Annotated in this window: 23 protein-coding genes; 5 read left to right on the top strand and 18 right to left on the bottom strand. The window is 68.5% G+C overall.

Features of this window, described 5'->3' with window-relative positions; genetic code table 11:
• Positions 1 to 91 precede the first annotated feature (91 nt).
• The 11 genes from ACGFIV_RS34740 to ACGFIV_RS34690 form a co-directional block, all read right to left on the bottom strand.
• Entirely contained in the window at positions 92 to 367 is a 276-nt protein-coding gene (locus ACGFIV_RS34740; protein ID WP_358550100.1) for a hypothetical protein, read from the bottom strand.
• Between the two features lie 403 nt (positions 368 to 770).
• Positions 771 to 2,249 carry a sensor histidine kinase gene (locus tag ACGFIV_RS34735; RefSeq protein WP_392839295.1) on the bottom strand — a complete coding sequence of 493 codons (1,479 nt, stop codon included), beginning with the start codon at positions 2,247 to 2,249 and terminating at the stop codon, positions 771 to 773.
• A 70-nt stretch (positions 2,250 to 2,319) separates the two neighbouring features.
• Positions 2,320 to 3,009, bottom strand: coding sequence for a response regulator transcription factor (locus ACGFIV_RS34730; RefSeq protein WP_392839293.1), 690 nt, complete (start codon positions 3,007 to 3,009; stop codon positions 2,320 to 2,322).
• Between the two features lie 66 nt (positions 3,010 to 3,075).
• Complete coding sequence (locus ACGFIV_RS34725) at positions 3,076 to 3,723, bottom strand: hypothetical protein (protein WP_358550094.1); 648 nt, start codon at positions 3,721 to 3,723, stop codon at positions 3,076 to 3,078.
• 28 nt (positions 3,724 to 3,751) lie between these two features.
• On the bottom strand, positions 3,752 to 5,035 hold the full coding sequence (locus tag ACGFIV_RS34720; protein ID WP_392839290.1) for an ABC transporter permease: 1,284 nt from the start codon (positions 5,033 to 5,035) through the stop codon (positions 3,752 to 3,754).
• 80 nt (positions 5,036 to 5,115) lie between these two features.
• Positions 5,116 to 5,862, bottom strand: coding sequence for an ABC transporter ATP-binding protein (locus ACGFIV_RS34715; RefSeq protein ID WP_392839299.1), 747 nt, complete (start codon positions 5,860 to 5,862; stop codon positions 5,116 to 5,118).
• Positions 5,863 to 5,915: 53 nt separating this feature from the next.
• Entirely contained in the window at positions 5,916 to 7,082 is a 1,167-nt protein-coding gene (locus ACGFIV_RS34710; RefSeq protein ID WP_392839288.1) for an efflux RND transporter periplasmic adaptor subunit, read from the bottom strand.
• Between the two features lie 82 nt (positions 7,083 to 7,164).
• Positions 7,165 to 7,296, bottom strand: a complete 132-nt coding sequence (locus ACGFIV_RS34705) for a hypothetical protein (protein ID WP_392839286.1) — start codon at positions 7,294 to 7,296, stop codon at positions 7,165 to 7,167.
• A gap of 84 nt (positions 7,297 to 7,380) precedes the next feature.
• Positions 7,381 to 9,120 (bottom strand): ABC-three component system protein, encoded by a 1,740-nt coding sequence (locus ACGFIV_RS34700; RefSeq protein WP_392839297.1) that lies wholly within the window; start codon positions 9,118 to 9,120, stop codon positions 7,381 to 7,383.
• The gene (locus ACGFIV_RS34695; protein ID WP_392839284.1) at positions 9,110 to 9,370 is read right to left on the bottom strand and encodes an ABC-three component system middle component 6; all 261 of its coding nucleotides are present in this window, start codon (positions 9,368 to 9,370) and stop codon (positions 9,110 to 9,112) included. The genes ACGFIV_RS34700 and ACGFIV_RS34695 overlap by 11 nt, the downstream gene beginning before the upstream one ends.
• The gene (locus ACGFIV_RS34690) at positions 9,367 to 10,305 is read right to left on the bottom strand and encodes an ABC-three component system protein (protein ID WP_392839282.1); all 939 of its coding nucleotides are present in this window, start codon (positions 10,303 to 10,305) and stop codon (positions 9,367 to 9,369) included. Before ACGFIV_RS34690 ends, ACGFIV_RS34695 begins: the two co-directional genes overlap by 4 nt.
• Positions 10,306 to 10,652: 347 nt before the next feature.
• On the opposite strand from ACGFIV_RS34690, the gene ACGFIV_RS34685 reads away from it, so the two are divergent.
• Positions 10,653 to 12,788 carry an efflux RND transporter periplasmic adaptor subunit gene (locus ACGFIV_RS34685; protein WP_392839280.1) on the top strand — a complete coding sequence of 712 codons (2,136 nt, stop codon included), beginning with the start codon at positions 10,653 to 10,655 and terminating at the stop codon, positions 12,786 to 12,788.
• Positions 12,789 to 12,924: 136 nt separating this feature from the next.
• On the opposite strand, the gene ACGFIV_RS34680 is transcribed toward ACGFIV_RS34685, so the two are convergent.
• Together ACGFIV_RS34680 and ACGFIV_RS34675 are read right to left on the bottom strand one after the other, a co-directional pair.
• Entirely contained in the window at positions 12,925 to 13,209 is a 285-nt protein-coding gene (locus ACGFIV_RS34680) for a DUF397 domain-containing protein (RefSeq protein WP_392839278.1), read from the bottom strand.
• Positions 13,206 to 14,072, bottom strand: a complete 867-nt coding sequence (locus ACGFIV_RS34675; RefSeq protein ID WP_392839276.1) for a helix-turn-helix domain-containing protein — start codon at positions 14,070 to 14,072, stop codon at positions 13,206 to 13,208. The genes ACGFIV_RS34680 and ACGFIV_RS34675 overlap by 4 nt, the downstream gene beginning before the upstream one ends.
• A 1,103-nt stretch (positions 14,073 to 15,175) precedes the next feature.
• Between ACGFIV_RS34675 and ACGFIV_RS34670 the strand changes: the two genes are divergently transcribed.
• The gene (locus tag ACGFIV_RS34670) at positions 15,176 to 15,613 is read left to right on the top strand and encodes an ATP-binding protein (protein ID WP_392839274.1); all 438 of its coding nucleotides are present in this window, start codon (positions 15,176 to 15,178) and stop codon (positions 15,611 to 15,613) included.
• A 77-nt stretch (positions 15,614 to 15,690) separates the two neighbouring features.
• Here the strand turns inward: ACGFIV_RS34670 and ACGFIV_RS34665 are convergent, their stop codons facing one another.
• From ACGFIV_RS34665 to ACGFIV_RS34650, 4 genes are read right to left on the bottom strand one after another with little or no spacing between them, the layout of a single operon-like run.
• Positions 15,691 to 17,229, bottom strand: a complete 1,539-nt coding sequence (locus ACGFIV_RS34665) for an ATP-binding protein (RefSeq protein ID WP_392839272.1) — start codon at positions 17,227 to 17,229, stop codon at positions 15,691 to 15,693.
• A 23-nt stretch (positions 17,230 to 17,252) separates the two neighbouring features.
• Positions 17,253 to 17,954 (bottom strand): response regulator transcription factor, encoded by a 702-nt coding sequence (locus tag ACGFIV_RS34660; RefSeq protein ID WP_358550806.1) that lies wholly within the window; start codon positions 17,952 to 17,954, stop codon positions 17,253 to 17,255.
• 23 nt (positions 17,955 to 17,977) lie between these two features.
• On the bottom strand, positions 17,978 to 19,162 hold the full coding sequence (gene lhgO / locus ACGFIV_RS34655; RefSeq protein ID WP_358550804.1) for an L-2-hydroxyglutarate oxidase: 1,185 nt from the start codon (positions 19,160 to 19,162) through the stop codon (positions 17,978 to 17,980).
• The gene (locus ACGFIV_RS34650; RefSeq protein WP_358550802.1) at positions 19,159 to 20,202 is read right to left on the bottom strand and encodes an NAD-dependent epimerase/dehydratase family protein; all 1,044 of its coding nucleotides are present in this window, start codon (positions 20,200 to 20,202) and stop codon (positions 19,159 to 19,161) included. The genes lhgO and ACGFIV_RS34650 overlap by 4 nt, the downstream gene beginning before the upstream one ends.
• An 88-nt stretch (positions 20,203 to 20,290) precedes the next feature.
• On the opposite strand from ACGFIV_RS34650, the gene ACGFIV_RS34645 reads away from it, so the two are divergent.
• Positions 20,291 to 20,683 (top strand): hypothetical protein, encoded by a 393-nt coding sequence (locus tag ACGFIV_RS34645; RefSeq protein ID WP_358550800.1) that lies wholly within the window; start codon positions 20,291 to 20,293, stop codon positions 20,681 to 20,683.
• Positions 20,684 to 20,838: 155 nt separating this feature from the next.
• Complete coding sequence (locus ACGFIV_RS34640; RefSeq protein WP_392839268.1) at positions 20,839 to 21,681, top strand: hypothetical protein; 843 nt, start codon at positions 20,839 to 20,841, stop codon at positions 21,679 to 21,681.
• An 18-nt stretch (positions 21,682 to 21,699) separates the two neighbouring features.
• On the opposite strand, the gene ACGFIV_RS34635 is transcribed toward ACGFIV_RS34640, so the two are convergent.
• Positions 21,700 to 22,860: a hypothetical protein gene (locus ACGFIV_RS34635; protein WP_392839266.1), complete on the bottom strand. Its 1,161-nt coding sequence runs from the start codon at positions 22,858 to 22,860 to the stop codon at positions 21,700 to 21,702.
• Positions 22,861 to 23,006: 146 nt separating this feature from the next.
• Between ACGFIV_RS34635 and ACGFIV_RS34630 the strand changes: the two genes are divergently transcribed.
• Positions 23,007 to 23,978 (top strand): aldo/keto reductase, encoded by a 972-nt coding sequence (locus tag ACGFIV_RS34630; protein WP_392839264.1) that lies wholly within the window; start codon positions 23,007 to 23,009, stop codon positions 23,976 to 23,978.
• The last annotated feature ends 24 nt before the right edge of the window (positions 23,979 to 24,002 follow it).

Genomic DNA, 24,002 nt, shown 5'->3' with positions numbered 1-24,002 from the left:
GACTCAAGATCGGTCCAGCGGTTGGAAGTACTCACTCACTCGCGGCTACCAGGCACCGAGTCTGCCCGATCAGCCGACCCGGTAGCTTCCATTAGGCGGTCGGCTGCGCGGTGGGCTGGTCTCCGGGCTGCCCGGGTCGGCCGGTGGGAAGGAGCGGGCGGCACTTCTCCAGGGCCTTGGCGATGGCGGGGTCGCTCGTCTTCAGCTGCCGCATGCCGCTGTTCTCCGGGAGTTCGGCTCCGTTGTCCTTCATGCACGAGCGGAACGCCTGGAGGGCGGAGTCGTCCATGCCGCCCCTCGGGCCGCGCCCCTGCCCGTAGCCGCCCTGCGGCATCAGCGAGCGGCACGCCTCGAAGGCCTTCCGCATCTCAGGTGACATGGTGCCAAAGCCCCCCGGTCGTCCGCTCGGCCGAGCTGACGGGGTACCACTTGGCCGAGCCGTGGGTGCCGCACCAGGGCGGCCAGTTGGCATTTCCACACCGTTCTTGCGCATGCACTCGGTGAAAGCCGCACGCTGGTCACCGGACCCACTGGGCGAAGCCTGGGCACCGGCCTTGGCGGTGGAATCTCCGCCGCACCCGGAGGTCAGCAGGACGGCGGCCACAGCGGCGACGCCGAGAACACGGGGCAACGCGATCACAGGGTGGACTCCATCGGGGAACCGAGGGACTTTGGCGATATCCATGACAAGCCTCCAAACTCAGCGCCAGATGCGACGAAGCTGAAATTCACCTGTCAAACATCAGCCGTCAGGCGTCAGGCGTCAGGCGTCAGGCGTCGGACGGGATGGTGACGCGGAAGGTCGCTCCCTGGCCGGGTTCGCTGTCCACGGTGATCACGCCCCCGTGGGCCTGCACCAGGGCGGCGGCGATCGACAGGCCGAGGCCGGTGCCCCCCGCGCCGCTCCGCGTGCGTGAGGGGTCGGCCCGGTAGAAGCGCTCGAAGACGCGCTCGACCTCGGTGGCAGGCAGCCCCGGGCCCTCGTCCGCCACCTCGACGACCACGTTCCCCTCGACGTCCCCGACGCCCACCCGGAATGCCGTACCCGCCGGGGTGTGCCGCAGGACGTTGCCCACCAGGTTGGCGATCACCTGGTGGAGCCTGGCCTCGTCGCCCCTCACGATCACCGGGTCCTCGGAGTCGTCCAGCCGCACCAGGTCGATCTCGCGGTCCGGGGCGAGCGTCTGCGCGTCCAGTACGGCTCCGGCGGCCAGGCTGAGGACGTCGACCGGCCGGCGTTCGAGGGGGCGCTGCTGGTCAAGCCGGGCGAGCAGCAGCAGGTCGTCGACAAGGATGCCCATGCGGGTGGCCTCGTCCTCGATCCTCCGCAGGAGCCGGGCCGCCTCATCGAGGTCGGGGACCTCGTGGCGGTAGAGCTCGGCGAACCCCCTGATGGAGGTGAGCGGCGTCCGCAGTTCGTGGGACGCGTCGGCGACGAACCTGCGCATCCGGTCCTCGGAGCGGCGCGCCTGGAAGGCGGACTTGCGCGCCGCGATCTCCGAGGCCTCGCGGTCCCTGAACGCGGCCTCGATCTGCGCGAGCATGCCGTTGATCGCCCTTCCGAGCCGGCCCATCTCGGTACGGCGGTGCCGCAGCGGCACCCGGCGCGACAGGTCGCCACCGGCGATGGCGCCGGCCGTCCGTTCGATCTCGACGAGGGGGCGAAGGCTCCGCCGTACGAGCCAGTGGCAGGCGAAGCCCAGCAGGACCAGCACGCCGCCGCCCACGCTCGCGACGATGACCGCGAGCCGGGTGACGGTGGCGTCGATGTCGTCCATCCGGACCGCGATCACGCGGATGCGGGTGCCGTCGGCCACGGCGATCATCCGCCAGCTCATGCCGGACTCCGATCCCACGGTGAACGGGTGGGGCGTCGCGCCTCGCACCTTGTCCAGCGTGAGAGGGGGGAGCTTGGGCGGGTCGACGCCCGGGTTCTCCTGGAGCGTACGCTCGACGGTGCCGTCGGATCCGAGCATGGCCATGTAGAACAGCCCGAACTGCCGCTGAGGCCGGGGTATGTCCAGCGACTTCAGCGCGGGAGGGATGTAGATGTCACGCCGCGGGCGGCTCGCCAGTTCCAGCTGCTTGTCGACCCGGTCGACGAGGTAGCCGCGGAGCAGCTGTACGGCGAACCCGCCGGTCAGGGCGATCGCGAGCGTGACCAGGAGCAGCGTTCCCACGACCAGGCGCAGCCACAGGGGTGACCGGGCCAGGCGCCGCTTCAGCTCCCGGACGGGCCTGGGTCTCATCACCGGCTCATCGCCGGGTCGCCGGGTCGCCGGGTCGCCGGGTCGCCGGGTCGCCGGGTCGCCGGGTAGATCATTGCCGTGGTGCGCGTAGTACGTAGCCCACCCCCCGGAGCGTGTGGATGAGCCGGGGTTCCACGGTGTCGACCTTGCGCCGCAGGTACGAGACGTACGACTCGACCACGTTCCTGTCGCCGCCGAAGTCGTAGTTCCAGACGTGGTCGAGGATCTGCGCCTTCGACAGCACCCTGCCGGTGTTGACCATGAAGTAGTGCAGCAGCTTGTACTCGGTGGGCGACAGCTTCACCCGCTCGCCCGCGCGCCAGACCTGGTGGCCCTCCTCGTCCAGTTCCAGGTCCGCCACCTGGAGCCGCGACGGCAGGTTGAGGTCCGCCCGGGTACGGCGGAGCACGGCCCGGATCCTCGCGAGCACCTCCTCCAGGCTGAACGGCTTGGTCACGTAGTCGTCGCCCAGGCCGAGCCCGGTGAGCTTGTGTTCGGTCTCGTCGCGGGCGGTGAGGAACAGCACCGGAGTGCGCCTCCCTGCCGAACGGAGCCGGTTCGCCACCGTGAAGCCGTCCATGTCGGGCAGCATCACGTCGAGCACGACCAGGTCGGGCCGTACCCGCTCGGCCACCTGCACCGCCTCGCGCCCGTCCGCCGCAGTCAGGACGTCGAAACCGGCGTACCGGAGAGTGGCCGACAGCAACTCGCGGATGTTCGGCTCGTCGTCGACGACAAGTAGTTTCGCCTCACCCTGCACAACATGTCTCCGCTCGCCGTACCGCCTGGCCCCGTGGTTCCTCCGGCTCCGGCTCTCTCCGGGACATCAGCCACCGCCTCCGCCCCTGCCGCCGAACGCGCCCGTGGCGCCACCCTGGTTCACCGAGGTGGCGCTGACGGTGCCGTCGCCGCCCCGCTCGCCCTGGACGATCACCGTGCTGCCGGGCTTCAGGTCCTTGACCTTGCCTTCCTTGGTGACCTGGACCTTGGTGTCGCCCGAGGTCCTGACGGTGACGATCCCCCCGTCCGGGGTCTGCAGGTAGATCTTGCCGCCGTCCACGAGCTTGATCGTGCCGACGGTCACGTTGCCGAACGCGCCCTGTCCCTGGCCGCCGCCCGCGCCCTGGCCGCCTTGGCCGCCCTGGCCGGAGCCCTGTCCGCCTTGGCCGAGGTAACCGGTCCTGGCCCCGCCCGTGCGCTGCTGCCCGCCGTTGCCGCTGAGGAGCGCCTGCACGGCGGCCTGCCGGCCGCCCGTGGCGGAGCCCCACGCCTTCTGCGCCTGGATCCCCGCGAGCATGCCCGCCACGAGCAGTACCCCCGCGCCGAGAACCAGGGTGAGGGTGGACATCCGGCGCCCCTCGGGCCGCACGGCGAGCTCGGCGTCGAGGTCGCCCTCGAACGGCGAGTCCTCCAGCAGCTCCTGCGCCGTCACGGGCTCGTCCGCCGCGTACGACTTGCGCCTGCTCGTACTCATCATTACTCCTTGGTGCGGTAGCCGTATGTCACTCGTGCCGCAGTGCCTCGATGGGGCGCAGCTTCGCGGCCCGGTTCGCCGGATAGCTGCCGAAGAACAGCCCGATCGCGACCGAGACGCCGAGGGCGAGCACGATCGAGGTGGGCACGATGACCGGTTGGACACCGGCGATCGTGAACCTGCTGCCGATCACTCCGATGGCCACGCCCAGCAGGCCGCCGACCAGGCTGAGCATCGTGGCCTCGGCGAGGAACTGGCCGAGGATGGCGCCCCGGGGGGCTCCGATGGCCTTGCGGATGCCGATCTCCCGCGTCCGCTCGGTGACGGTCACGAGCATGATGTTGGTGATGCCGATGCCGCCGACGAGCAGGCTGATCGCGGCGACGGCGCCGAGCAGCACCGTGAAGGTGCCGACCGCCGCGCTGACCGTCTCCTGGAGGGCGGCCTGGTTGAGTATCCGGTAGTCGGCCGTGGCGGTGCCGGTGATGCCGTGGCGCTGGTCGAGGATCTCGGTGATCTCCGACTGGGCCGCGTCCACCGCCGTCGCGCTCTTGGCCTGCACCACGATCTGCCCGAGTGAGCCGAACCCGGTCAGGCTCTGCTGCACGGCGGGCAGCGGCGCGATCGCGACGTCGTCGGCGTCCTGGAAGCCGGACGAGCCCGCCTCCTTCAGCACGCCGACCACGGTGAACGGCACACCCGTGATGTTGATCTGCTTGCCGAGCGGGTCGACGGTCCCGAACAGGTCGTCCGCCACCGTCTGGCCGATCACGACGATCTTCCTGGCGGCGAGCACGTCGTCGTTGACGAAGTACGAGCCCTTGGCCACCGGCTTGTTCGACGCCTCGAAGTAGCTGGGGTAGGTCCCCACGAGCTGCGAGATGGCGTGGCTCGCCCCCTCGTACGTCGCCGTCTGCGAGGAGGCGGTGACCACCGGGGACACGCTCTTCACCGAGGGCGCCCCGGTCGGGTCGGCCATGGCGCGGGCGTCGTCGAGGGTCAACTGCTTGGCCTGGGTACGCGGGCCGGTGCCGCCCTGCTGCTGCTGGGCTCCGCCACCACCGCCGAACCCTCCGCCGCCGCCACCGCGCCCGCCACCGCCACCGCCTGTGAAGGACTGCATCACGGTCAGCGTGTTGGATCCGAGGCGCTGGATGTTCTGCTGGATCGACTGCGACGTGCCCTCACCCACCGCTACCAGCAGGATCACCGCCGCCACGCCGATCAGGATGCCCAGCGTGGTGAGGGCGCTGCGCATCTTGTTGGCCGTCAGGCCGCGTACGGCGAAGCGCAGGACCTCCAAGGCGTTCATCGATCGCTCACCGCTCCTCGCCGAGGCGTTCCGTGCCCGGCTGTTGATGGGGCCACCTGTTCATGGGGTCACGCTCGGCTTCACGGGGTCACCCTCGGCAGCCTCGGCGGGGGGCCGTCCACGGGTGCCTGGCGGCGGTCTTCGACGATCAGGCCGTCGACCAGGCGGACGATCCGCTTCGCGTGGCTCGCGACGTCGTCCTCGTGGGTGATCAGGACGATCGTCCGCCCGGCGGCGTTCAGCCGGTCGAGGATCCGCAGCACGTCGGCCGTGGACTTGGTGTCGAGGTTGCCGGTCGGCTCGTCGGCCAGGAGCAACGACGGCGCGGTGACCAGCGCGCGGGCGACGGCGACCCGCTGCTGCTGACCGCCCGAGAGCTCGTTCGGATCGTGGCTGGTCCGGTCTGCGAGCCCCACCTGGTCAAGCGCGGCGAGCGCCCGCCGGCGGCGCGTTCCCGCGCCCACCCCTCCGTACGCCAGCGGCAGCTCGACGTTCGCCAGTGCGCTCATGCGCGGGATCAGGTTGAACGACTGGAACACGAAGCCGATCTTCCTGTTGCGCAGGACGGCCAGTTGACGGTCGTCGAGCGATCCCACGTCTGTGCCGTCCACCAGGTAGCTGCCGGTGCTCGGCACGTCCAGGCATCCGAGGATGTTCATCAGCGTCGACTTGCCGGAGCCTGAGGCGCCCATGATCGCCAGAAAGTCGCCCCGGTCGACCGTGAGCGAGACGCCGCGCAGCGCGTGCACCGTGGCGTCCCCGGTGCCGTAGATCTTGCTGACCTCGCGCACGTCCAGGACGGGAGCCGGACGGCCGGCGTCCCTCAGCGCGGATCCACCCGCCCCGGGCCGATCGGTCCGGTCTCCGCCGTCCCAGGGGGTCACCGTACGCCCCCGCCGGCGCCGCCGAGGCGGATGCCACCGCCACCCGGGAAGCCCCCACCGGGGAAGCCGCCCTGCAGGTTGCCGCCCGTGCCGGTCGTGGCGCGCACCACCTCGTCACCCTCGTTGAGCCCGGACGTGATCTCGGTGGTCGAGTCGCCCTTGACGCCGATCTCGACCCGCTTGGTGACCTGCTTCCCGTTCTCCAGGACGGTGACCGTGTTCTGGCCGCCGGCGGTCGTGATCGCCGAGGTGGGGACCGTCAGCACGTCGTCGGCCTTGGCGACGACGACCTGGACGCTGGTCGTCTGGCCCAGCCTCACCGTCTTCGGCACGTCGCTCAGCGAGATCGTCGCGGAGTACTGCACCACGTTGTTGCTGGTCTGGGCCACCGGGTCGATCAGCGTGACCTTGCCGGACGCCGTGACCCCGGGCAACGCGTCGAAGGTCACGGTCGCGGGCTGGCCGACCTTCAGCTTGGTCACGTCGGACTCGGTGAAGTCGCCCACGACCTGGAGGCGCTTGGTGTCGGCGATGTCGATGAAGCCGCCGGAGGAACCGGAGCCGGACGAGGCGCCGGACGCCCCGGCCCCGCTGCCGCCGCTGCCGCCGGAGGACCCCGAGCCGCTCGAAGCGCTGGAGCTCGACGCTCCAGACCCCGACGAGGAGCCGCCGACCGTGCCGTTCACGGCGGTGACCGTGCCCGCGAACGGGGCCTTGATCACTGTTCCCGCGACCGTCCGCTTGGCGTCCCGGTAGGAGTTCCTGGCCTGGATGTACTGCGAGTAACCGGAAGCCGTGGTCGTGTCGGCGTCGTCGGCCGCGTCGAGGCTCGCCGCCGCCGCGTCCAGGCTCTCCTGCGCGGCCGTGTCGTCGATCCGGGCCAGGATCTGGCCCTTGGACACCTTGTCACCGGCCTCGACGTAGATCTTCTCGACCGTGCCGCTGGTGCTGAAGCCCAGCGACCTGGTTTTGCCGCTCTCCACAGAGCCGGAGGCCGACACCGACGACAGGACGGTGCCCCGGGTGACACGCGTGGTCAGCGGCGCCACCCCTCCGGACGATCCCCCGTTCAAGGATGCGTAGGCGATGCCCGCACCGCCCAGCAACAGCACCCCGAGGGCACCGTTCACGATCAGCGCTCTGCGCTTCGTCGACAGCTTCACGACCCCTGAGCCTGGCCCACTCCGCTTGGGTGAACCTCCGTCGTCCCTGAAGGTTTCCTGACAACGCGGAGCGGGTTTCGCCCTATATGGCACGACTACCGCCTGAACTGGTCACGTCGTCGTCGTTAGAGCTGTCCCAGTGGGCGCAAATGAACAGCTCGGCGACGACCAGGGCCGCGAGGTCGCCGTTGACGAAGTCCATCTGCGATGGCATGGGTTTTCTCCCATGCTGGGGCCGCCTCGTTACAACAAGGGCCTCGCGGATGGCCTCGACGCAGCGCCTGGTGCCGCGTAGTTCCTAGAACCGGAAGCCGAAGAGCCCACCATCAGGTTGGTCGGTGAGATGGGGTTCGATGATGTACGGGTCGGCGTCGAACCCCATACCTACTGCTTTATTCAGATCGTCAGAGTTCATCGACACTATGTACTGCATCTGCTCCATTTCGGTGACCTCTGCCGCAAGTTGAAGGGCGCGAGCTACCTGGCGCTCATCTACGCCATCGTATAGATGACTATCGTGGACAAGAAAATCGGGACCGCGACCAGCGCGATGCGCTACAACTGCAGCCGTGAGATCGAAGCAGAAGATCACCATATTGTGAATGCCCCTACTGTCGTCATCCTCAATCCGAGGTTCGATCTGCATGCGCTGCCTTCCCGGGTTGAAGGCAAGATAGGGGTTTCGCCCCTCTCCATACAACCGCCGCGCATATATGTTGAAGAGGGCGTTCGCCTCTCGCGTTATTGAGTCTCGATCTTCAAGGTCAGTCACCATTTCTTGTTCGAGCTCAAGTCGCTTTGCTTCGATCTCTCGGCGACTGGCTTCAAGAGCTTGCGCGGCTTGAAATCGGTGGCGAAGGGACTCGAGGTGCGCCTGTTCGCGCGCCAGGGCGTATTGGAGTGAAGTGAGAGCATCAAGCGCGCCACCAGAGTTCAGTGTGCGCAACAAGATTGCTTGCCTCTCGCCCAACTGCTCGCGCTCACGGGATCGCCGATCCAGAAGCTGTCGGATTCGAGAGATTTCCTCGTGAAGTTGGCGCTCCCGGTTGCGTACTACCGTCTGATGGAAAACACGCACATCATCAAAGCGGCGGCGCACTTCCCGCCCGAGAATGAGATTCAATTGCTTATAGGCGGACTCTAGATAGCGATCGTCCGGCTCAGCAACCTCGTTCACGGACTGCTCCATGTCCTGCAGGTTTCGCCGGTCGACGGCTTCAGCGGCTCGAAGCACACGAACTCGTCGATCAATCTCATCGGCTTCGCGGCGCATATTCTCGTACTCGGGTACGACTTGAAAGCCGACGATCTGTCGCTCGAGTTCGCCCACCCTCTGCTCTATAGCGCCAATTTCGCCGCGAAGCTCCGCAGACCGACCTACGATCCTTCCCCACACTGGATCTTTCGCGGCTTCAACCAGCTTCTTCCTGGTGGACTCCTGATTCGCTAGCAATCGGTATTGAGCTGCTAGTCCAACGTCCAGCCCAAAGAGGTAGGACAAGTTGACCATTGCATCGTGGGGTGACTGCTGCGCGAACGACTTGGTCGGGTCAAGGAAACCACCAGCATTTACTCGACGCATTGCGAAGGATAGTAGTGTTCGGCCACTAACCTCCGGACCGCCACCGGCGACGTTGTAGAGATCACGCTCGATTGCCCATTGCCAATCCTTTATCGCAACCTCAGGAGCCTGCTCAAATAGGGCCGCATTGGCCTTTCTGGTGATATCCGAGTTCAGTGTCACCTTGCTCGCCCGGGCTCCCGAACGTCTTACTGTGAGCGGTTCCAATTGGCGAGGCCAGTCAAGTTTCAGCTCGAATGTGTGCTTGCGAAGTTTTTCATGTGCCCACAGAGCCTTGGTTTCATTCCGAGCGCCCAGCAGGAAGTGGAGTAGCTCCACCGTACTTGATTTGCCAGCACCGTTTCTGCTGTCGGTATCGGTGGAAGCGCCGGCGCGTTCGGCAACGAGGAGGTTTAGACCCGGCCCAAAGCGGATCGTCCGGAACCTATCGTCGTCCGAGTCCAGGCTATGCAGCATCGTCACGCGCCAGGAAGACCAAAACGTCGCGATCAAGCTCAACCAAACCAAGTGCGTACAGCAGATCGAGAGCAAGGGCGAACCACCCGAACGTCAGAGGCGCACGATGGTGGTTCTCCTCGCGCCACGACAGGAGCCGACGCCAAGCCTGATTAATGGTTACCGGCTGCTGCTCCGTGGCCAGCACGATCTGGGCCCCCACGGCGAGCAGCGCACGCTGAGGGGCAACTCCCTTGGTCGGCACGATCATGTGGCCACTCCCATCCCGGTCGCAGGGACCCAGCCCGCGGGCGGCACCTTGAAGATCTCACATTCGCCGAAGAAGTACATCAGGACAACGAGCGCGTTCAGTTCCATGGGGGATCGTTGCTTGGCGTTGCCAAGGATGTGCTGCTCAAGCTGCCAGAGGATCGTGCCCGAGTCGTCGCTGGTTCGGGCGATCATTTCGTAGTGTCGGCGAAAACCAGCCGCGACTTCATCACGTTCGTTGGGATCGAGACGACCTCGGTAGTAGTCCTCCACGTGGTTGACGTACGGCAACGCGAGCTTCATGCGATGGCGATCATCCCAGGGGAACGCATTGTACTCCATCTTAGTGAGTGGAGGCTGCGGTATGGCAGGTAGATCATCGAAGGGGCGCCGGTACTCGGCTAGGTGATCCAACAGAGGTATGAGCTGTTCGAGTACGACTCCGACGGACACAGGCTCCGCAGGGAAGGGGCCCAGAAAGTCCTCGATCTGCCACTTCTCCATCTGACATAACTCGGTGTAGAAGTGAGGCCGGCCAAAGTTCTCGAAAACCAGCTGCGGGTGATCGTTTCGAGCAGCCGCGAGAAGAGAGGCCACCTCAGGATGGAGCCCCCTGCGGTCGTTGTGCACGAACACAAAAGTGCCGAACTCGCCCCCGCGCTTCTGAATGGCCTTGTCAAGATCATCTTGGAATTTGCTTGCAATCTTGGACGAAACGATGGTTTGAGGGGCATAGCAGGCATATAGCTTGTTACTGCAAAGTAGGAGCCCATCCGCCCCTTGGTCGCCAAGGCTGCCGGCAGTTCGGACGCTGAGGAACCCCGGGTTCCGAACGCACATGACCTCGTGGAAAAACTCCTCGAATCCCTCACCATGAAGCTCGTCGAGCTTCCCGTTGAGCATGAACCGAATCGAGGCTCGCTCCCAGATCTCCACGCACTCCTCCATCGGTCTACCCAGCGCGGTCCCCGTGTGCGGAGGGGCACGATTGGCGTGAAGAGAATAGTGCGATTCCGTTTAGAACGTGGCCAGATTCTGATCGTTGAGACTCTGGACGGCGGGATCGTCCATCGAGGCAGCCGGCGGCGCGACTCGGTAGGCGCTGAGCAGGTCCCCAGCGGAGTTGAAGGTTTTGAGCGGATTCGTTTTGCGAAAGCAGGTAATGGCTTGGCAAGCATCGGAGGTGCATGCCGCAGCTCAGTGTGGCCCCCGGCCGCCGATTCACAGGAAACTCTCAGGCCGGGCTGAGCTGGGAGTGACGTCGGCTGACCAGGATGGCCCGCATGAGATCGAGCACTCCGCCGGCCGCCGTACGAGTTGGAGGACTCGCGCTCGCGGGGATCGTCCTGGTGAGCGCGGGACTGATCTATCTCGGCGGCGGAGACGCCTCCTCGGGGACGCAGATCGAGCTCGCGTCGGCCAAGCGGGGCACGGTCGTGAGCGGCGTCTCCGCCGCGGGGAACACCGTGGACGCCAACATCCGCGACCTGGCCTTCGGCGCCTCCGGCACGGTCGAGAAGGTGTACGTGGCGGTGGGGCAGAAGGTGAAGAAGGGCCAGGTTCTGGCGCGGATCGACGACACGATCGCGCGCGAGGACTACACGGCCGCCAAAGCCTCGCTGGCCGCAGCCCAGGAAACGCTCGACAAACTCGAAGAGGCCCAGACCACCGGAACGGGCTCAACAACCTCCGGCTCAGGCACCGCCGGCGGAACCCGCCCCACAACCCAGCCCTCCACCCGCCTGTCCGGACAGCCGTCCACCGGCCCCTCCGGGCAGCCGTCCACCAGCCCAAGCGGACGGCCGTCCACCGGCCCCTCTGGACCGCCGTCCACCGGTCCATCCAGCCAGCCGTCCTCGCGGCCGCCCACTGGCCCGTCCGCCCAGCCGTCGTGTCCGCCCACGGCCTCCGGCAGCCCAAGGCCCTCGTCCTCGGGGAGCCCCGGCGCAACGCCCACGCCCACGGCACCTGAGCCGTCGGTCGGCTTCATCATCACGCCGCATGCGGTCGTGCTGGCGGCGGCGGAGGTCTCCATCACCGGTGACCGGCCACCGGCCATCGCCGACCCCGCGTCAGCGCAGCCCGAGGCCCCGGCCACCTCGCCCACCCCCACCCCGACCCCGAGCCCCACTCCCACTCCGACTCCGACTCCATCTCCGACCCCCACCGCGTCGAAGACGCCGGCCAGGAAACCCACACGGGCTTCCACCTCCGGGCACAGCGCGACCCCCAAGCCCTCTCACACCCCCACCGCCTCCCCCACATCAACCCCCAAACCCACCCACACCACCTCCCGGACCTCGACCGCGAAGCCCACTCCCACCGCCTCCCGTACCCCGGCTCCGAGACCCACCCGCGCCCCCACGCCGACCGCCTCCAGCGCGCCCACCGCCTCGCCCTCCCGTACGCCCACCGCCTCGCCGTCGGGTGCGCACCCGAGCCACCCAGCGCCGCGGCCGTCTCGGACTCCCGTCGTCGTCGTGCCGCCACCGGGCGGGCCGAGCGACGCCCCCGGACACAGTGGCCAACCCAGCCCGAGCGGGACCCCCACCGCCAAGCCGTCCCCCAGTTGCCGGACCCCCGACGGGCACGACGACGTGACCCCGAGCGGCAAGCCCACCCAGGGGCAGCCCCAGGGCAGGTCAGGCCAGGGCGGACAGGGAGGCAGGAGCGGTCAAGGTCAAGGCATGGGCCAAGGTCGGAGCCAGGGCCAGGGCCAGGGTCAAGGGGGCCAGGCGATCACCACGGTGGCCCAGGCCGAGGCGAACATCAGCAAGGCCAGGACCACGCTCCAGAACGCCAAGGACGCGCTGGCCGGAGTGAAGATCAAGGCCCCTGCCAAGGGCACGATCCTCACCATCGCGGGCACGGTCGGCACGGCGGCGAACGCCGGATCAGCGTTCGTGACCCTCGGCAACCTGGACGAACTGCAGGTCAAGGCCATGTTCTCCCAGACCGACGTCGGCCGGCTCAAGATAGGCCAATCGGCCGCGGTGTCCCTGGCGACCCGGGCAGGCAAGACGTACGACGGCGAGGTCACCCACATCGACGTGACGGCCACCAGCAGCGAGCAGCTCGTGCAGTACGGAGTCATGATCGCCTTCGACCGCCGGCCGGCCGGCCTCATGCTGGGGCAGTCGGCGACCGTCCAGGTCACGCTTGACGAGGCCGAGGACGCCGTCTACGTGCCGGTGCAGGCCGTACGGACCAGGGCGGACGGCGTGGCGACCGTGCTCGCCCGCAACGGAGGGCAGAGCGTCGAGCGGACGGTGGAGGTGGGAGTGCGCGGCGACCGGTACGTCGAGATCCGCTCCGGCCTCTCCGAGGGAGACCAGATCCAGCTCCCCACCAGCGCCACCTCCGGCGGCTTCCCCGACGGAACCTTCCCCGACCTCCACCCCACCCCGGGTCCTTCTTGAAGAGATAGGCCGGATTGACTGTTTGAACGGTACGGCTTCAGCTCTGATCGCGTCATACCGGCGGATCAGTTCGGCGATCAGCATGCTCACCACAGGCGAGTCACACTTGCACCAGTTGATCACAAGGGGGCATTTATTACTGTCGCATCTGCCCCAGATTTTCGAGCTCGCAGTTCCTGAGAGCGGCGCAGAATGCGTTCCATCCGGTGGGAGTGAACGTCAGGACCGGTCCCTGGGGGTCCTTGGAATCGCGCACTAAGTACAACGTCTCACCCTCCGCCTTGTTTGCTGTGAGGCTCATGTCGTCCGACACCGCGATTTCGACGCAGTCGCCACCATTGTTGCTGTAACTACTTTTACGCCATTGAACGCGGAGTCGGGGCTGGTCGTCCACCCGGCGCCTCCCTGAGGAGTTGGTCATGAAAGATCTCTGGCAGCCTGCGCGATGAGGGCGCGTGAGTCGACGGGATCGAGTGCCTTGGCGCGCAGATGGTCGAACACCTGGTTGTACCGATCAACCTGTGCCCGTTCTTCGAGGTACAAGGCACCAGTTTGACTCTCTAGATACACGACGTCCAGATCGGCCGACTCCGGGAAACCGACGATAACGAAGGGTCCGTCCATCGCTGGGTGCATGCCCACAGAGAACGGCAGCACCTGGACCGTCACCTTCGGATGTGTCATGCGTTCCAGGATGTGGTCCAGCTGTGCCCTCATGGTGGCCGGGGATCCGGCAGGGCGTCGCAGAGCGGCCTCGTTCATGATGGTCCAGTAGTTGGGCGCGTCGGCGGCGTCGAGGCGAGCTTGACGTGACTTACGCACCTCGATCTTGCGCTCCATCTCCTCATCGCTGCTCGCGGCGGGCGATATCTGCATGAATGCGCGGTAGTAATCCGGCGTCTGCAACAACCCGTGCACGAGTTCCGGTTGGTAGGTACGCAGGGTGCTCGCTTCGGCTTCGAGACCGACGTAGATCTCGAACCACCCGGGGATCACGTCGCCGTAGGAATGCCACCAGCCCCGCTGTCTGGCGTCGCGAGCGAGTTGGAGCAACATGTCTCGCTCCTGATGACGGTCCAGGGCGCTCAGACCGTACAAGTCGAGCATGGCCCTCACATCAGGGACCCGGATAGGGATGATGCCGCGCTCGATCTTGATCTGCTTACTCTCTGACCAGTCGAGCTGTCGAGCAACCTCTACCTGGGAAAGACCGGCTTCCAACCTGAGGCGCCGTAGTTCTTGTACGAGCCTCCGCTGGCGCACCGTAGGACTTAGGACAGCCATCGAGTCTCCTTCAGTCTTTGCTGGAGTCACAGCCTGCTTTCCACCTGGAAGACACTTGTCCAGGACTTCTTCCAGGTGCATGGTTAACACATAGCGTCTATCCAGGTGCAGAGTGTAGTCGGATGGAGTCGTGAGAGGTCCGCCTTTCGCGACCACTGCAGCCGTCTCGACGCCGAATGGGTGGGGTGCCACGTGGGACAGCGCAGGAGCGGCGATCTCACACTGCCCCACGTAGATGGCGCCCGCCACGCGCACGGAGCGGACCCCTCGAACCGCGCATCGGAGGTGCGACCGGTGTTCAAGGCTAGTAGGCCCATAAAAGTCATCCGGGTGCGTTGGCAGGCTGAGCAGCCGCCGATGCCGCTGGGGTGTCGGTGGTGTGGGCATCCGCCATACGCTCATGACGCCGAGAGCCTGCCGCACCGGCAGCACCACGAGTGGGAACAGCCCACCCCTGCGCAGGTCAACGCCCGGATGAGCACACAGCGGCGCCTGGGCTTGGACGGCCGGTTGCCGACAGCGATGCCGGTGCGCCCGTTGCCAAGGCCCGAGCTCTACCACATCTCGTCGGAGTTCCCCCTGGTGTCGGCTGGCCAGCACCGGCTCACGATCGAGTCTGCCATCGCGACTGCCGTGCCGTACCGACGTGGCCGTCCCCCAGGCACGCGGGTCCCGTCCGGTGGGCGCGAGCCGTACCGGCAAGAGGCGGTGGCATGAGAAGGCGCGATCGTGGAGCAGGGACGGGTGGACGGCACCGGCGAGGAGCGCCTACCGAGCAGGTCACCCAGCGACGATGGGACCCTGCCAGACAGGCCGCCGCCCACCAACTGGACCAGATCGAGCCCGGGTGGTCCGTCTGGTATGGCGTGGGCACTCGACGCTATTACGCCATCGCCACCTGGCAGACACCCGTACCCCTGATCGTGCACGCCCGCGTCGCCGACGAACTGCGCGACCTTATGCGGAAAGCCGAGCAGGCGACACAAACACGGCCCACGTCCACAGCCTACGGGCCAGGCCAGACACCCCGGCTCATGACGGACCGGCCCGGCCAGACACCTCACCCGCCCGTACGCGCCCCACGACCATCCCGAGGAGCCTCGATGCCAGAAATGCCGGACGGTCTTCGTACCGTCTGCTGGGACCTACCCGACGACCTGTCGATGATCGGCAAGACCCGCAACATGGTCAACGACGCCCTCACCGCCTGGCAGCTCGGCGATCTCGCAGATGACGTAGTCCTGGTCGTCAGTGAACTGCTGGCCAACGCGATCAACTACGGCGAGCCCCCGATCAAGCTCTCGGTCTGGGCCTCAACTGAAGAGTTGTGCGTCCGGGTCACCGACCACGGGACCGGACAACCTCGCCACCTCGATCTCGGCATCGAGTCGATTCACGGCCGCGGCCTCACCATCGTCGCCGCTCTCGCCAACGACCACGGCATCATCCCGCTGGCCGACGGCCCCGGCAAGACCGTCTGGGCCCGCTGGCGACACACCACGCAGGACACCGCTAAAGCCCCGCTGGCGGAATCTCGGTAATCAACTCGTGGACCTCCAGTGTCCTGCCTCAGGAGAGCCCAAGAACGCAGGAGCTGCCAGTCGGCGATCTCTAACCCTCATGCCGGCGACGCCAGTACGTCGGGGGACAGGGGCAGGACGACGCGGAAGGTGGCTCCCGCACCCACCGAGGTCTCAACGGTTACGGTGCCGGCGTGCGCGGCGACGAGGCCTGACACGATGGCGAGCCCCAACCCGCTGCCCCCGTGGTTCCCTGAGGTCGCCGGGTTCGCCGAGGCGACGGCGCGGGACCTCGATGGGTCGGCGCGGTAGAAGCGTTCGAAGACGCGTTCCGCCTGGTCGGGCGCGAGCCCCGGACCCTTGTCGATGACTTCGAGGAACGCGGTGGCGCCGCCCGTACCCGCCCGGATCCTGATCGGGGTGCCCACCGGGGTGTGCGTGAGCGCGTTGCTCATCAGGTTGCCGACGATCTGGCGCAGCCGTACCTCGTCGCCGGAGACGATCGGGGCCACGTCACCGGCGACCTCCAGGGCGATGTCACGGTCGCCCGCCAGGATGCGCGCGTCCTGGACGGCGTCGGCCGCGAGGGCGAGCAGGTCGACGGGGCCCATCGTGAGCGGCCGTTGCTGGTCGAGGCGGGCGAGCAGCAGCAGGTCCTCGACCAGGACGCCCATACGGGCCGCGGCGTCCTCCACGCGCCGCATGAGCCTGGCCGGATCGCCCGCGGGGTTCTGCCGGTAGAACTCGGCGAAGCCCCGGATCGAGGTCAGCGGGGTACGCAGCTCGTGCGACGCGTCCGCGACGAACCGCCGCATGCGTTCCTCGGACGTACGGGCCGCCGCCTCGGAGACCTCACGAGCCCGGAAGGCGGTCTCGATCTGGGCGAGCATGCCGTTCAGCGAGGCCGCGAGGCTGCCCACCTCGGTTCGGGGGTCGCGGTCGGGCACGCGCCTGCCGAGGTCGCCCGCGGCGATCGCCGCCGCCGTGTGCTCCATCTCCACCAGCGGCCGGAGGCTCCTGCGCACGATCACCACGCCGAACAGGGCGAGGACCACCATGACGACGCCACCGCCGAGCAGTTCGGTCAGCGCGAGGCGCGCGGTGATCTGGTCGACCGACGACAGGTCGATCGCGATGACGACGCTTCCCACCCCCACCACGGAGACCACGCGGACGCGCCACTCTCCCCCGCCCGTCGCCGCGCGCACCGTCTCCGGCTCCCAGGCGGGCGCCGCGCCCAGGCCGGGCAGCACGGGCCCCGGCCGGTTCTCGGTCTCCAGCCCGGCCAGCGTGGCGACCACCTTCCCGTCGCGGTCGCGGAGCTGGATGAGCCCGTCCGGGGGCACCCGGTTGCCGAGGCCAGGACCGCGTTGCAGGCGCCGGGCGACGTCCTGGGCGAAGGTAGCGAGCTGCTGGTCCACCCGGTCGACGAGGTACCCGCGGAGCACGGACACGCTGCTCACGCCGATGCCCGCGAGCGCGATCGCGACCAGCGCGAGCATCGTGGCGATCAGCTTGATGCGGAGCGGGGTCCGCGCGAACACCGAAGACAAGGCCGGAGTCCGCGCGAACACCGACGACAGGGCCGGAGTCCGCGCGGACACCGGCGACAGGGCCGAGCGCGGGGTCCTGTTCACGGGCGGCACCGGCGCGGCCCCGTTCACGTGGGAGGGGTGCGGAGCACGTAGCCGACGCCCCGCAGGGTGTGGATCAGCCGGGGGCTCGAATTGTCGATCTTCCTGCGCAGGACCGACACGTACGACTCGACGATGCCCGCGTCGCCCCTGAAGTCGTAGTCCCACACGTGGTCGAGGATCTGCGCCTTGGACAGCACCCGTCCGGCGTTCGCCATGAAGTAGCGGAGCAGCTTGAACTCGGTGGGCGACAGCGGGATGACCGTGCCGCGCCGCCACACCTCGTGGCTCTCCTCGTCCAGTTCGATGTCGGCGAAGGTCATGCGGGGCGGCGGCGCCATGGGGTCGCCGGCCGTACGGCGGAGCACGGCCCGGATGCGCGCGATCACCTCTTCGAGGCTGAAGGGCTTGGTCACGTAGTCGTCGCCGCCGAGCGTGAGACCCCTGATCTTGTCCTCGGTGGCGTCCCTCGCCGTGAGGAACACCACCGGCGTGTGGGCGCCACCGCCGCGCAGGCGCCGTACGACGTCGAAGCCGTCCATGTCGGGCAGCATGACGTCCAGGACGATCAGGTCCGGACGGCGGCGCTGGGCGGCCTCGACCGCTTGGGCCCCGCTTCCGGCGGGGGTCACCTCGAACCCGGCGAACCGCAGGCTGGCGGCCAGCAGTTCCAGGATGTTCGGATCGTCCTCGACGACCAGCAGTCGGGCTTCAGGCGAATCGGTCACGCCCCTATAGTGGCCTGATTTCCTTAAGCTGGGATGAAAGAAAGGATGTGCCGGGCGATCGCGAGGCTCGATGTGGCGGCAGGTGAGGGGGCATTGCGCACCAGGATCACCCTGCCGTGAACGTCCACCACGAAGTCGTCGATCATGCTCCCGTCCCGGGCGACGGCCTGGGCCCGCACTCCTCCGGGGGTGCGCACGAGGTCCTGCGCGGTCAGGATGGGCACGTAGCGGCGGGCGGCCCTGAGGAACGACTTCTTGACGAGCGAGCCGTAGACCTCGCCGACGCCGGTCCTCCAGTGCGCGGCGGCCATGCGGCGGGTGCCGGGCCAGGTCAGGATCTCGCGCAGGTCGCGCGGCGACACCTTGCCCCAGGAGTACCCCTCGCGGGCCAGCGCCAGCACGGCGTTGGGCCCGACCAGCACCTCGCCGTCGATGCGCCGGGTCAGGTGTACGCCGAGGAAGGGGTAGCGCGGGTCGGGCACCGGATAGACGAGCCCGCGGACGAGGTCCTTGGCGGACCCGGCCAGCTTGTAGTACTCACCCCGGAAGGGGACGATGCGCACGTCTCCCGCGTGCCCGCTCATCGCGGCGACGGCGTCCGACTGCAACCCGGCGCAGGAGACCAGCCGGTCGAAGGCCAACCGCGCCTTCCCCGCCAGCACCTCGACCCCGCTCGCGGTCTCGCGCAGCGCGCGGACCGGATGCCCCAACCGTACGGACCCGCCGAGCCCGGCGACGTCGAGGGCGAGGCGGCGGGCGACGGCGGGGAAGTCGACGATCGCCGTGTGCGGGGAGTGGACCGCGCCCACCCCGACGGCGTGCGGCTCGATCTCACGAAGCCCGAGGGCGTCCAGCTCGGCGATGCCGGGCACGCCGTTCTCCCTGGCCCGGGCGGCGATGCGCTTCAGGCCGGCGCGCTCGCCCGCCGTCGAGGCGATGACCAGCTTGCCGACCTCTTCGTACGGGATGTGGTGCTCGGCGCAGTATTCGCGCAGGAGCGCGACGCCGTCCCGGCAGAGCCGGGCCTTGAGCGAGCCGGGAGTGTAGTAGATGCCCGCGTGGACGACCCCGCTGTTGTGGCCGGTCTGGTGGGCGGCGACGTGGTCCTCCTTGTCGAGCACGGTAACCGTGGCGCCGCGTGCCGCCAGCTCCCTGGCCACCGCCAGCCCCAGGATGCCCGCCCCGACGACCCCGATTCGCTCACTCACAGGGTGATATCTTCCTCGCTTTCCGCTGGTCGCGCCAGACGGCCTGCTCGGCGGGGGGCGAGGTGCCCCGCCTCGGTGAGCCAGCGCAGCGTGTCGGCCACGCTCTCCTGGACCGGCCGCAGCCGTACGTCCAGGGTCTCCAGGGTCGCGGTGTCGTCGACGGGGACCATCGACACCATGATGTCGGCGGCGTCCCGGGTCAGGGGGTAGTCGATGCCCTTCAGCTTCTTGATCCCATCCAGCATGCTGCCCGCGGCCCTGAGCAGCGGCGCGGGGGCGGGGAAGCGGCGGCACCGCCCGCCCGTGACCTCGTCGCACACGTCGGCGAGCTCCGCCCAGCGCAGGAAGTGGCCGCCGAGCAGGAACCGGCGCGGCCCCCTGCCGGGCTCGGCGCAGCGGGTGAGCACGGTGGCCAGGTCGCGTACGTCGATCAGGGCGACCCCGCCGGAGGTGATCGGCCATCCCTGGGCGAGGCCGCCGCGCAGCCCCTCGACCATCGAGTCCAGCGTCGGCTGGTGCGGGCCGATGACGCCCGACGGGTACACGACCGTGACCGGGTGGCCCTCGTCCTGGAGTGCCCTCGCGTACCGCTCCCCGTCGACCTTCGTCCTGCCGTAGGCCGTCCGGGGGGACGACAGCGGGCTGTCGAGCGTGATGAGGGGGCCGCTCGGCGGGACGAAGACCGCGGTCGTGGAGATGTGGATCACCGGGTCGAGGCAGAGTTCGACGGCCTGGCCGAGGACGTTCCGAAGGCCGGTGACGTTGGTGCCGACCACGTCTCCGCCGTGTCCCGTGACCCCGACCTCGGCGGCGGTGTGCAGCACGGCCTCCCCGTGCCGCAGCCCCTCTCGTACGGCCCGCGCGTCCCGGATGTCGGCCACGTGGGTTTCCGGCGGATCGGTGATGCCAAGACTCGACAGGACTTTCACCGCTTTTTTGGGGTCGCGAACGAGCAGGACGGGTTCATGTCCGGCGGCCCGTAAAGCGGCCACCGCGTGGCAGCCGACGAATCCGGAGGCCCCGGTGACCACAACGCGCATGAACGCAAGCTAGCGCTTGGCAGCCAGCAAGGAAAGGGGCATAACCGATCACATAGACATCGAACAGACATTCGATACACTCCCTGACGTGTACGTTCCGCCTGGGTGGCCATCGGAGGTCCTCCCGCCGGGGAGCCCCGACTGGGAGGCCTCGGCGGTGGCCTGGCTGCTCGACGCCGTGCCGCCCGACTACCGCGCGTACGGCGTGCTCCGGCGCCACCCCCTCGCGCTGGCGCGCATGGCCCGCCACCACGTGAACGCCATGGTCGAGGCGGCGCGCACCGGCTACCGGGGCGCGGCGGTCGACCTCAAGGGACACCTGCCGCCCCACGCCGTCGAGGCCGTACTGGAGGCCTACCGCCGCGAGGGCCCTCGGCTGGTACGGCTGGCCGCGTCCATCGAACTGGTCGAGCAGGCCCTCCGCGGCGAGCCCTTCGTCGCCCGAATGGACACCTCAGGGCAAAGAAGACCGCCCCGGTAAAACCCTGGGGCGGGGCGGGCCAAGAGTCTCCGGCCTCCCGCGGTTCCGCGTTTCACCAGGGCATACCTCGACACGGCGCGCTCGGCATGATCAGTTCAGGCGCGCCCTCCTCGCCCCGGCCCCGCCGGGGCGGTCATCCGATCGAGGGGAAGTCCATGAACCAACCCCATGCTCTGGTACCCCTGCCACGGCGTGTCCTCCTTCTTGGCGTCACCGCCTCCCTCCTCACCGTCCCCGCCGCCGGCCTCGGGGCCTCCCCGGCCTCGGCCCAGCGGTCTCCGCACGGTACGGCCGCACCGGCGTCGCCTCCCATCGCGTGCCTGCCGGGCAACGGCGGCTTCGAGGAGCCCGCCGGCGTCGACGGCGCGGGCACGCTCAAAAAGGACGTGCCGAGCTGGCACACCGACTCGGCCGACGGCCTCATCAAGATCTGGGGACGTGGCAACGCGAGCGCGACCGGGGCCGAGATCCCCGCCGACTCCGGAACCCAGTTCGCCGAGCTGAACGGGACGCAGGCGTCGACCCTCCACCAGGACGTCGCGACCAGGCCCAGGACGCTCCTGGTGTGGCGGCTGGCCCACCGCGCGCGGAGCGCGAGCCCCGAGCAGAAGGACGTCATCCACGTCAGGATCGGTGCACCGGGCTCCACAGGAGTCCAGGTGCCGCTGGGTCAGACCACCGGCGACATCGCGGACGGCGGCATGGCCTGGGGCCACTACATGGGCATCTACCGGGTCCCGAAGCGCCAGAAGGTCACCCGGATCTCCATCGAGTCGGTCTCGGCCGCCTCTGGTTCGCCGATCGCCGGCAACTTCCTCGACTCCGTGGAGGTCGGCTGCACCGGCGCCTGCCCCAAGGCGAAGTTCAGGCACCGGTCGTGTGACTCCCTGGGCCTCCCGCTGTCCCCTCAGCCCCATATCCCACCGGCGCCGCCGTCCCACGCCGGCGCCGTGACGGAGCCGATCGTCCTCCCCTTGGCGCAGCCGGCGACCCGCTGACCGGCTCAGTCGACGGGCTCAGCTGACGCGGCGGGCGATGGCGGCGATGATGCCGGTGGCGCCGAGGGCGACGCCGAGCCACAGGGCGATGACCCCGGCCGGCACCCCTGAGGAGTCGCCATCGCCCGCGTCGGCGTTCGAGGCCGAGGCGTCGGGCACCCCGGCGACCCTGGTCGGCCCGGTGCCCGTACGTGACGGAGCGCTGGGCGCCGTCTTCGCGACGGCCGAGGCCGGGAGCGGCACCTCGTACACCGGGCTGTTGACCCCTTCGGACCCGGTCAGCAGGGATTTGCCGTCCCGGGTGTAGGTGATCGACTCGGCCTGCTGGAGCGACGGCATGGAGACCCGGCTGATCAGCTCGCCGGGGGCCTGGTAGAGCGACGCCGAGAAGTAGGTGCGGATCACGAAGCTCGACCCGTCGGGCGCGTACGCGGCGTCCGTGGCCATGATGGGGGCGGGGCCGACCCGGCGCAGGATGTTCACCTTGTCGGTGCGCAGCTTGGCCGGAGCCGCGTAGATCGACCCGGAGAACTGCTTGCTCACGACATAGAGCCGCCCGGTGACCGGGTTGACCATGATGCCCTCGGCGTTGCGCCCGCCGTCCTCGTACCGGAAGCGGTAGCGGGTCGCCCGGAGCGTCGCGTCGCGCATCGTCTTCGGCTCGGTCACCTTGTAGATCGAGTAGTCGGGCCAGGCGCCGTTGAGGTTGTCCCCGATGTCGGCGAACCACAGGACGCTCTCGCCGGTCGACGGGTCGACGGAGGCGGCCATGGCCTCCCAGTCGCGCGCCGCGGCCCCGGCCAGCGTGAACACCGCCAGAGTGCGCCCATCGGGCCCGACCGCGTAAAACTGCGGGCCGGCGCCGCTGTCGTTATGGGTGTAGATGACGTTCTTGTGCGTGGGCGAGACGGCGAGGCCGCTCGACTCCGAGATCCGAGGGTCCTTGAAACGGAACAGCAACCGCTCCTTGCCGCTGCCCGAGCCCTTGCCGCTGCCCGACCCCTCGCCGCTGTCCGGCTCCTTGCCCCCGCCCGGCTCACCGCCCTCCGCGCGCGGCCCGGACTGGGTGTGCGCCACGCCTCCTGCCGATGTGACGGCGGACGCCGAGACGGGACCGGCCACCACCAACCCGACCGCCGTAAGGACCCCCGCCGCGATGCCCACCCGTCTGCTCCCCATCCGCTCATCATGCCCCGCCCCCGGGGGAACCGCGCCGGAGCCTCACCGAGCCTGGGCGGACTTGGCGCAGGTCTGGCCGGGCCGCCGCCGCCGGTGAGGCTTTCCGGGCTGGCCTGGAGTGCGCTCCAGGTGCTTAGGGTGCAGTTATGGAATACGCACACCTTGGACGCACCGGTCTCTCCGTGAGCCGCCTCTGCCTGGGCACCATGAACTTCGGCCCCGAGACCTCCGAACAGGACTCGTTCGCCATCATGGACAGGGCTCACGAGCTGGGGATCAACTTCTTCGACACGGCGAACGTGTACGGCTGGAAGAAGGGCGAGGGGATAACCGAGCACATCGTCGGGCGGTGGTTCGCCCAGGGGGGCGGCCGTCGCGAGAAGACGGTGATCGCCACCAAGCTCTACGGCTCCATGGGCGACTGGCCGAACGAGACGCACCTTTCGGCCTTGAACATCCGCAGGGCCTGTGACGCCTCGCTCAAGCGGATGCGGACCGACTACATCGACCTCTACCAGATGCACCACGTCGACCGGAACACCCCGTTCGACGAGATCTGGGAGGCGATGGAGGTCCTCCGCCAGCAGGGGAAGATCATCTACGCCGGGTCGTCCAACTTCGCCGGATGGCACATCGTCAAGGCGCAGGAGGAGGCCAAGCGGCGCAACTTCCTCGGCCTGGTGTCCGAGCAGTCGCACTACAACCTGCTCACCCGCACCGTGGAGCTGGAAGTCCTCCCGGCCTGCGACGACTACGGGCTCGGTGTCATCCCCTGGAGCCCGCTCGCGGGCGGCCTGCTCGGCGGCGTGCTCCGCAAGATCGACAAGGGGCGCTCCGCCTCGGAGAACATGCTCGCCGAGCTGGAGAAGCACCGGGACAAGGTCGAGCAGTACGAGGCCTTCTGCGACGAGCTCGGCGAGGACCCGGCCAACGTCGCGCTGGCCTGGCTGCTGGAGCAGACGGCCGTGACCGGCCCGATCATCGGCCCCCGGACCATCGAGCAGCTCGAAGGCAGCCTCCGCGCGCTGGAGATCAAGCTCGACGAGAAGGCACTCACCCGCCTGGACGAGATCTTCCCCGGCCCCGGCGGCCCCGCTCCCGAGGCGTACGCCTGGTAGGACCGCTACGAGAGCCCGGCCGCG

It is taken from the genome of Sphaerisporangium sp. NPDC049003, assembly GCF_043197795.1.
Taxonomy (GTDB): Bacteria; Actinomycetota; Actinomycetes; order Streptosporangiales; family Streptosporangiaceae; genus Sphaerisporangium.
Note: the sequence above shows the minus strand (reverse complement) of the source record. Positions and strands in the feature narration are given on the sequence as shown.

Coding starts and splice junctions, on each gene's coding strand:
- ACGFIV_RS34680 (WP_392839278.1), bottom strand. CDS start 13,209: ATGACCAACTCCTCAGGGAGGCGCCGGGTGGACGACCAGCCCCGACTC.
- ACGFIV_RS34675 (WP_392839276.1), bottom strand. CDS start 14,072: ATGGCTGTCCTAAGTCCTACGGTGCGCCAGCGGAGGCTCGTACAAGAA.
- ACGFIV_RS34670 (WP_392839274.1), top strand. CDS start 15,176: ATGCCAGAAATGCCGGACGGTCTTCGTACCGTCTGCTGGGACCTACCC.
- ACGFIV_RS34635 (WP_392839266.1), bottom strand. CDS start 22,860: ATGGGGAGCAGACGGGTGGGCATCGCGGCGGGGGTCCTTACGGCGGTC.
- ACGFIV_RS34720 (WP_392839290.1), bottom strand. CDS start 5,035: ATGAACGCCTTGGAGGTCCTGCGCTTCGCCGTACGCGGCCTGACGGCC.
- ACGFIV_RS34700 (WP_392839297.1), bottom strand. CDS start 9,120: ATGCTGCATAGCCTGGACTCGGACGACGATAGGTTCCGGACGATCCGC.
- ACGFIV_RS34725 (WP_358550094.1), bottom strand. CDS start 3,723: ATGAGTACGAGCAGGCGCAAGTCGTACGCGGCGGACGAGCCCGTGACG.
- ACGFIV_RS34630 (WP_392839264.1), top strand. CDS start 23,007: ATGGAATACGCACACCTTGGACGCACCGGTCTCTCCGTGAGCCGCCTC.
- ACGFIV_RS34740 (WP_358550100.1), bottom strand. CDS start 367: ATGCGGAAGGCCTTCGAGGCGTGCCGCTCGCTGATGCCGCAGGGCGGC.
- ACGFIV_RS34735 (WP_392839295.1), bottom strand. CDS start 2,249: ATGAGACCCAGGCCCGTCCGGGAGCTGAAGCGGCGCCTGGCCCGGTCA.
- ACGFIV_RS34685 (WP_392839280.1), top strand. CDS start 10,653: ATGAGATCGAGCACTCCGCCGGCCGCCGTACGAGTTGGAGGACTCGCG.
- ACGFIV_RS34640 (WP_392839268.1), top strand. CDS start 20,839: ATGAACCAACCCCATGCTCTGGTACCCCTGCCACGGCGTGTCCTCCTT.
- ACGFIV_RS34650 (WP_358550802.1), bottom strand. CDS start 20,202: ATGCGCGTTGTGGTCACCGGGGCCTCCGGATTCGTCGGCTGCCACGCG.
- ACGFIV_RS34705 (WP_392839286.1), bottom strand. CDS start 7,296: ATGCCATCGCAGATGGACTTCGTCAACGGCGACCTCGCGGCCCTGGTC.
- ACGFIV_RS34695 (WP_392839284.1), bottom strand. CDS start 9,370: ATGATCGTGCCGACCAAGGGAGTTGCCCCTCAGCGTGCGCTGCTCGCC.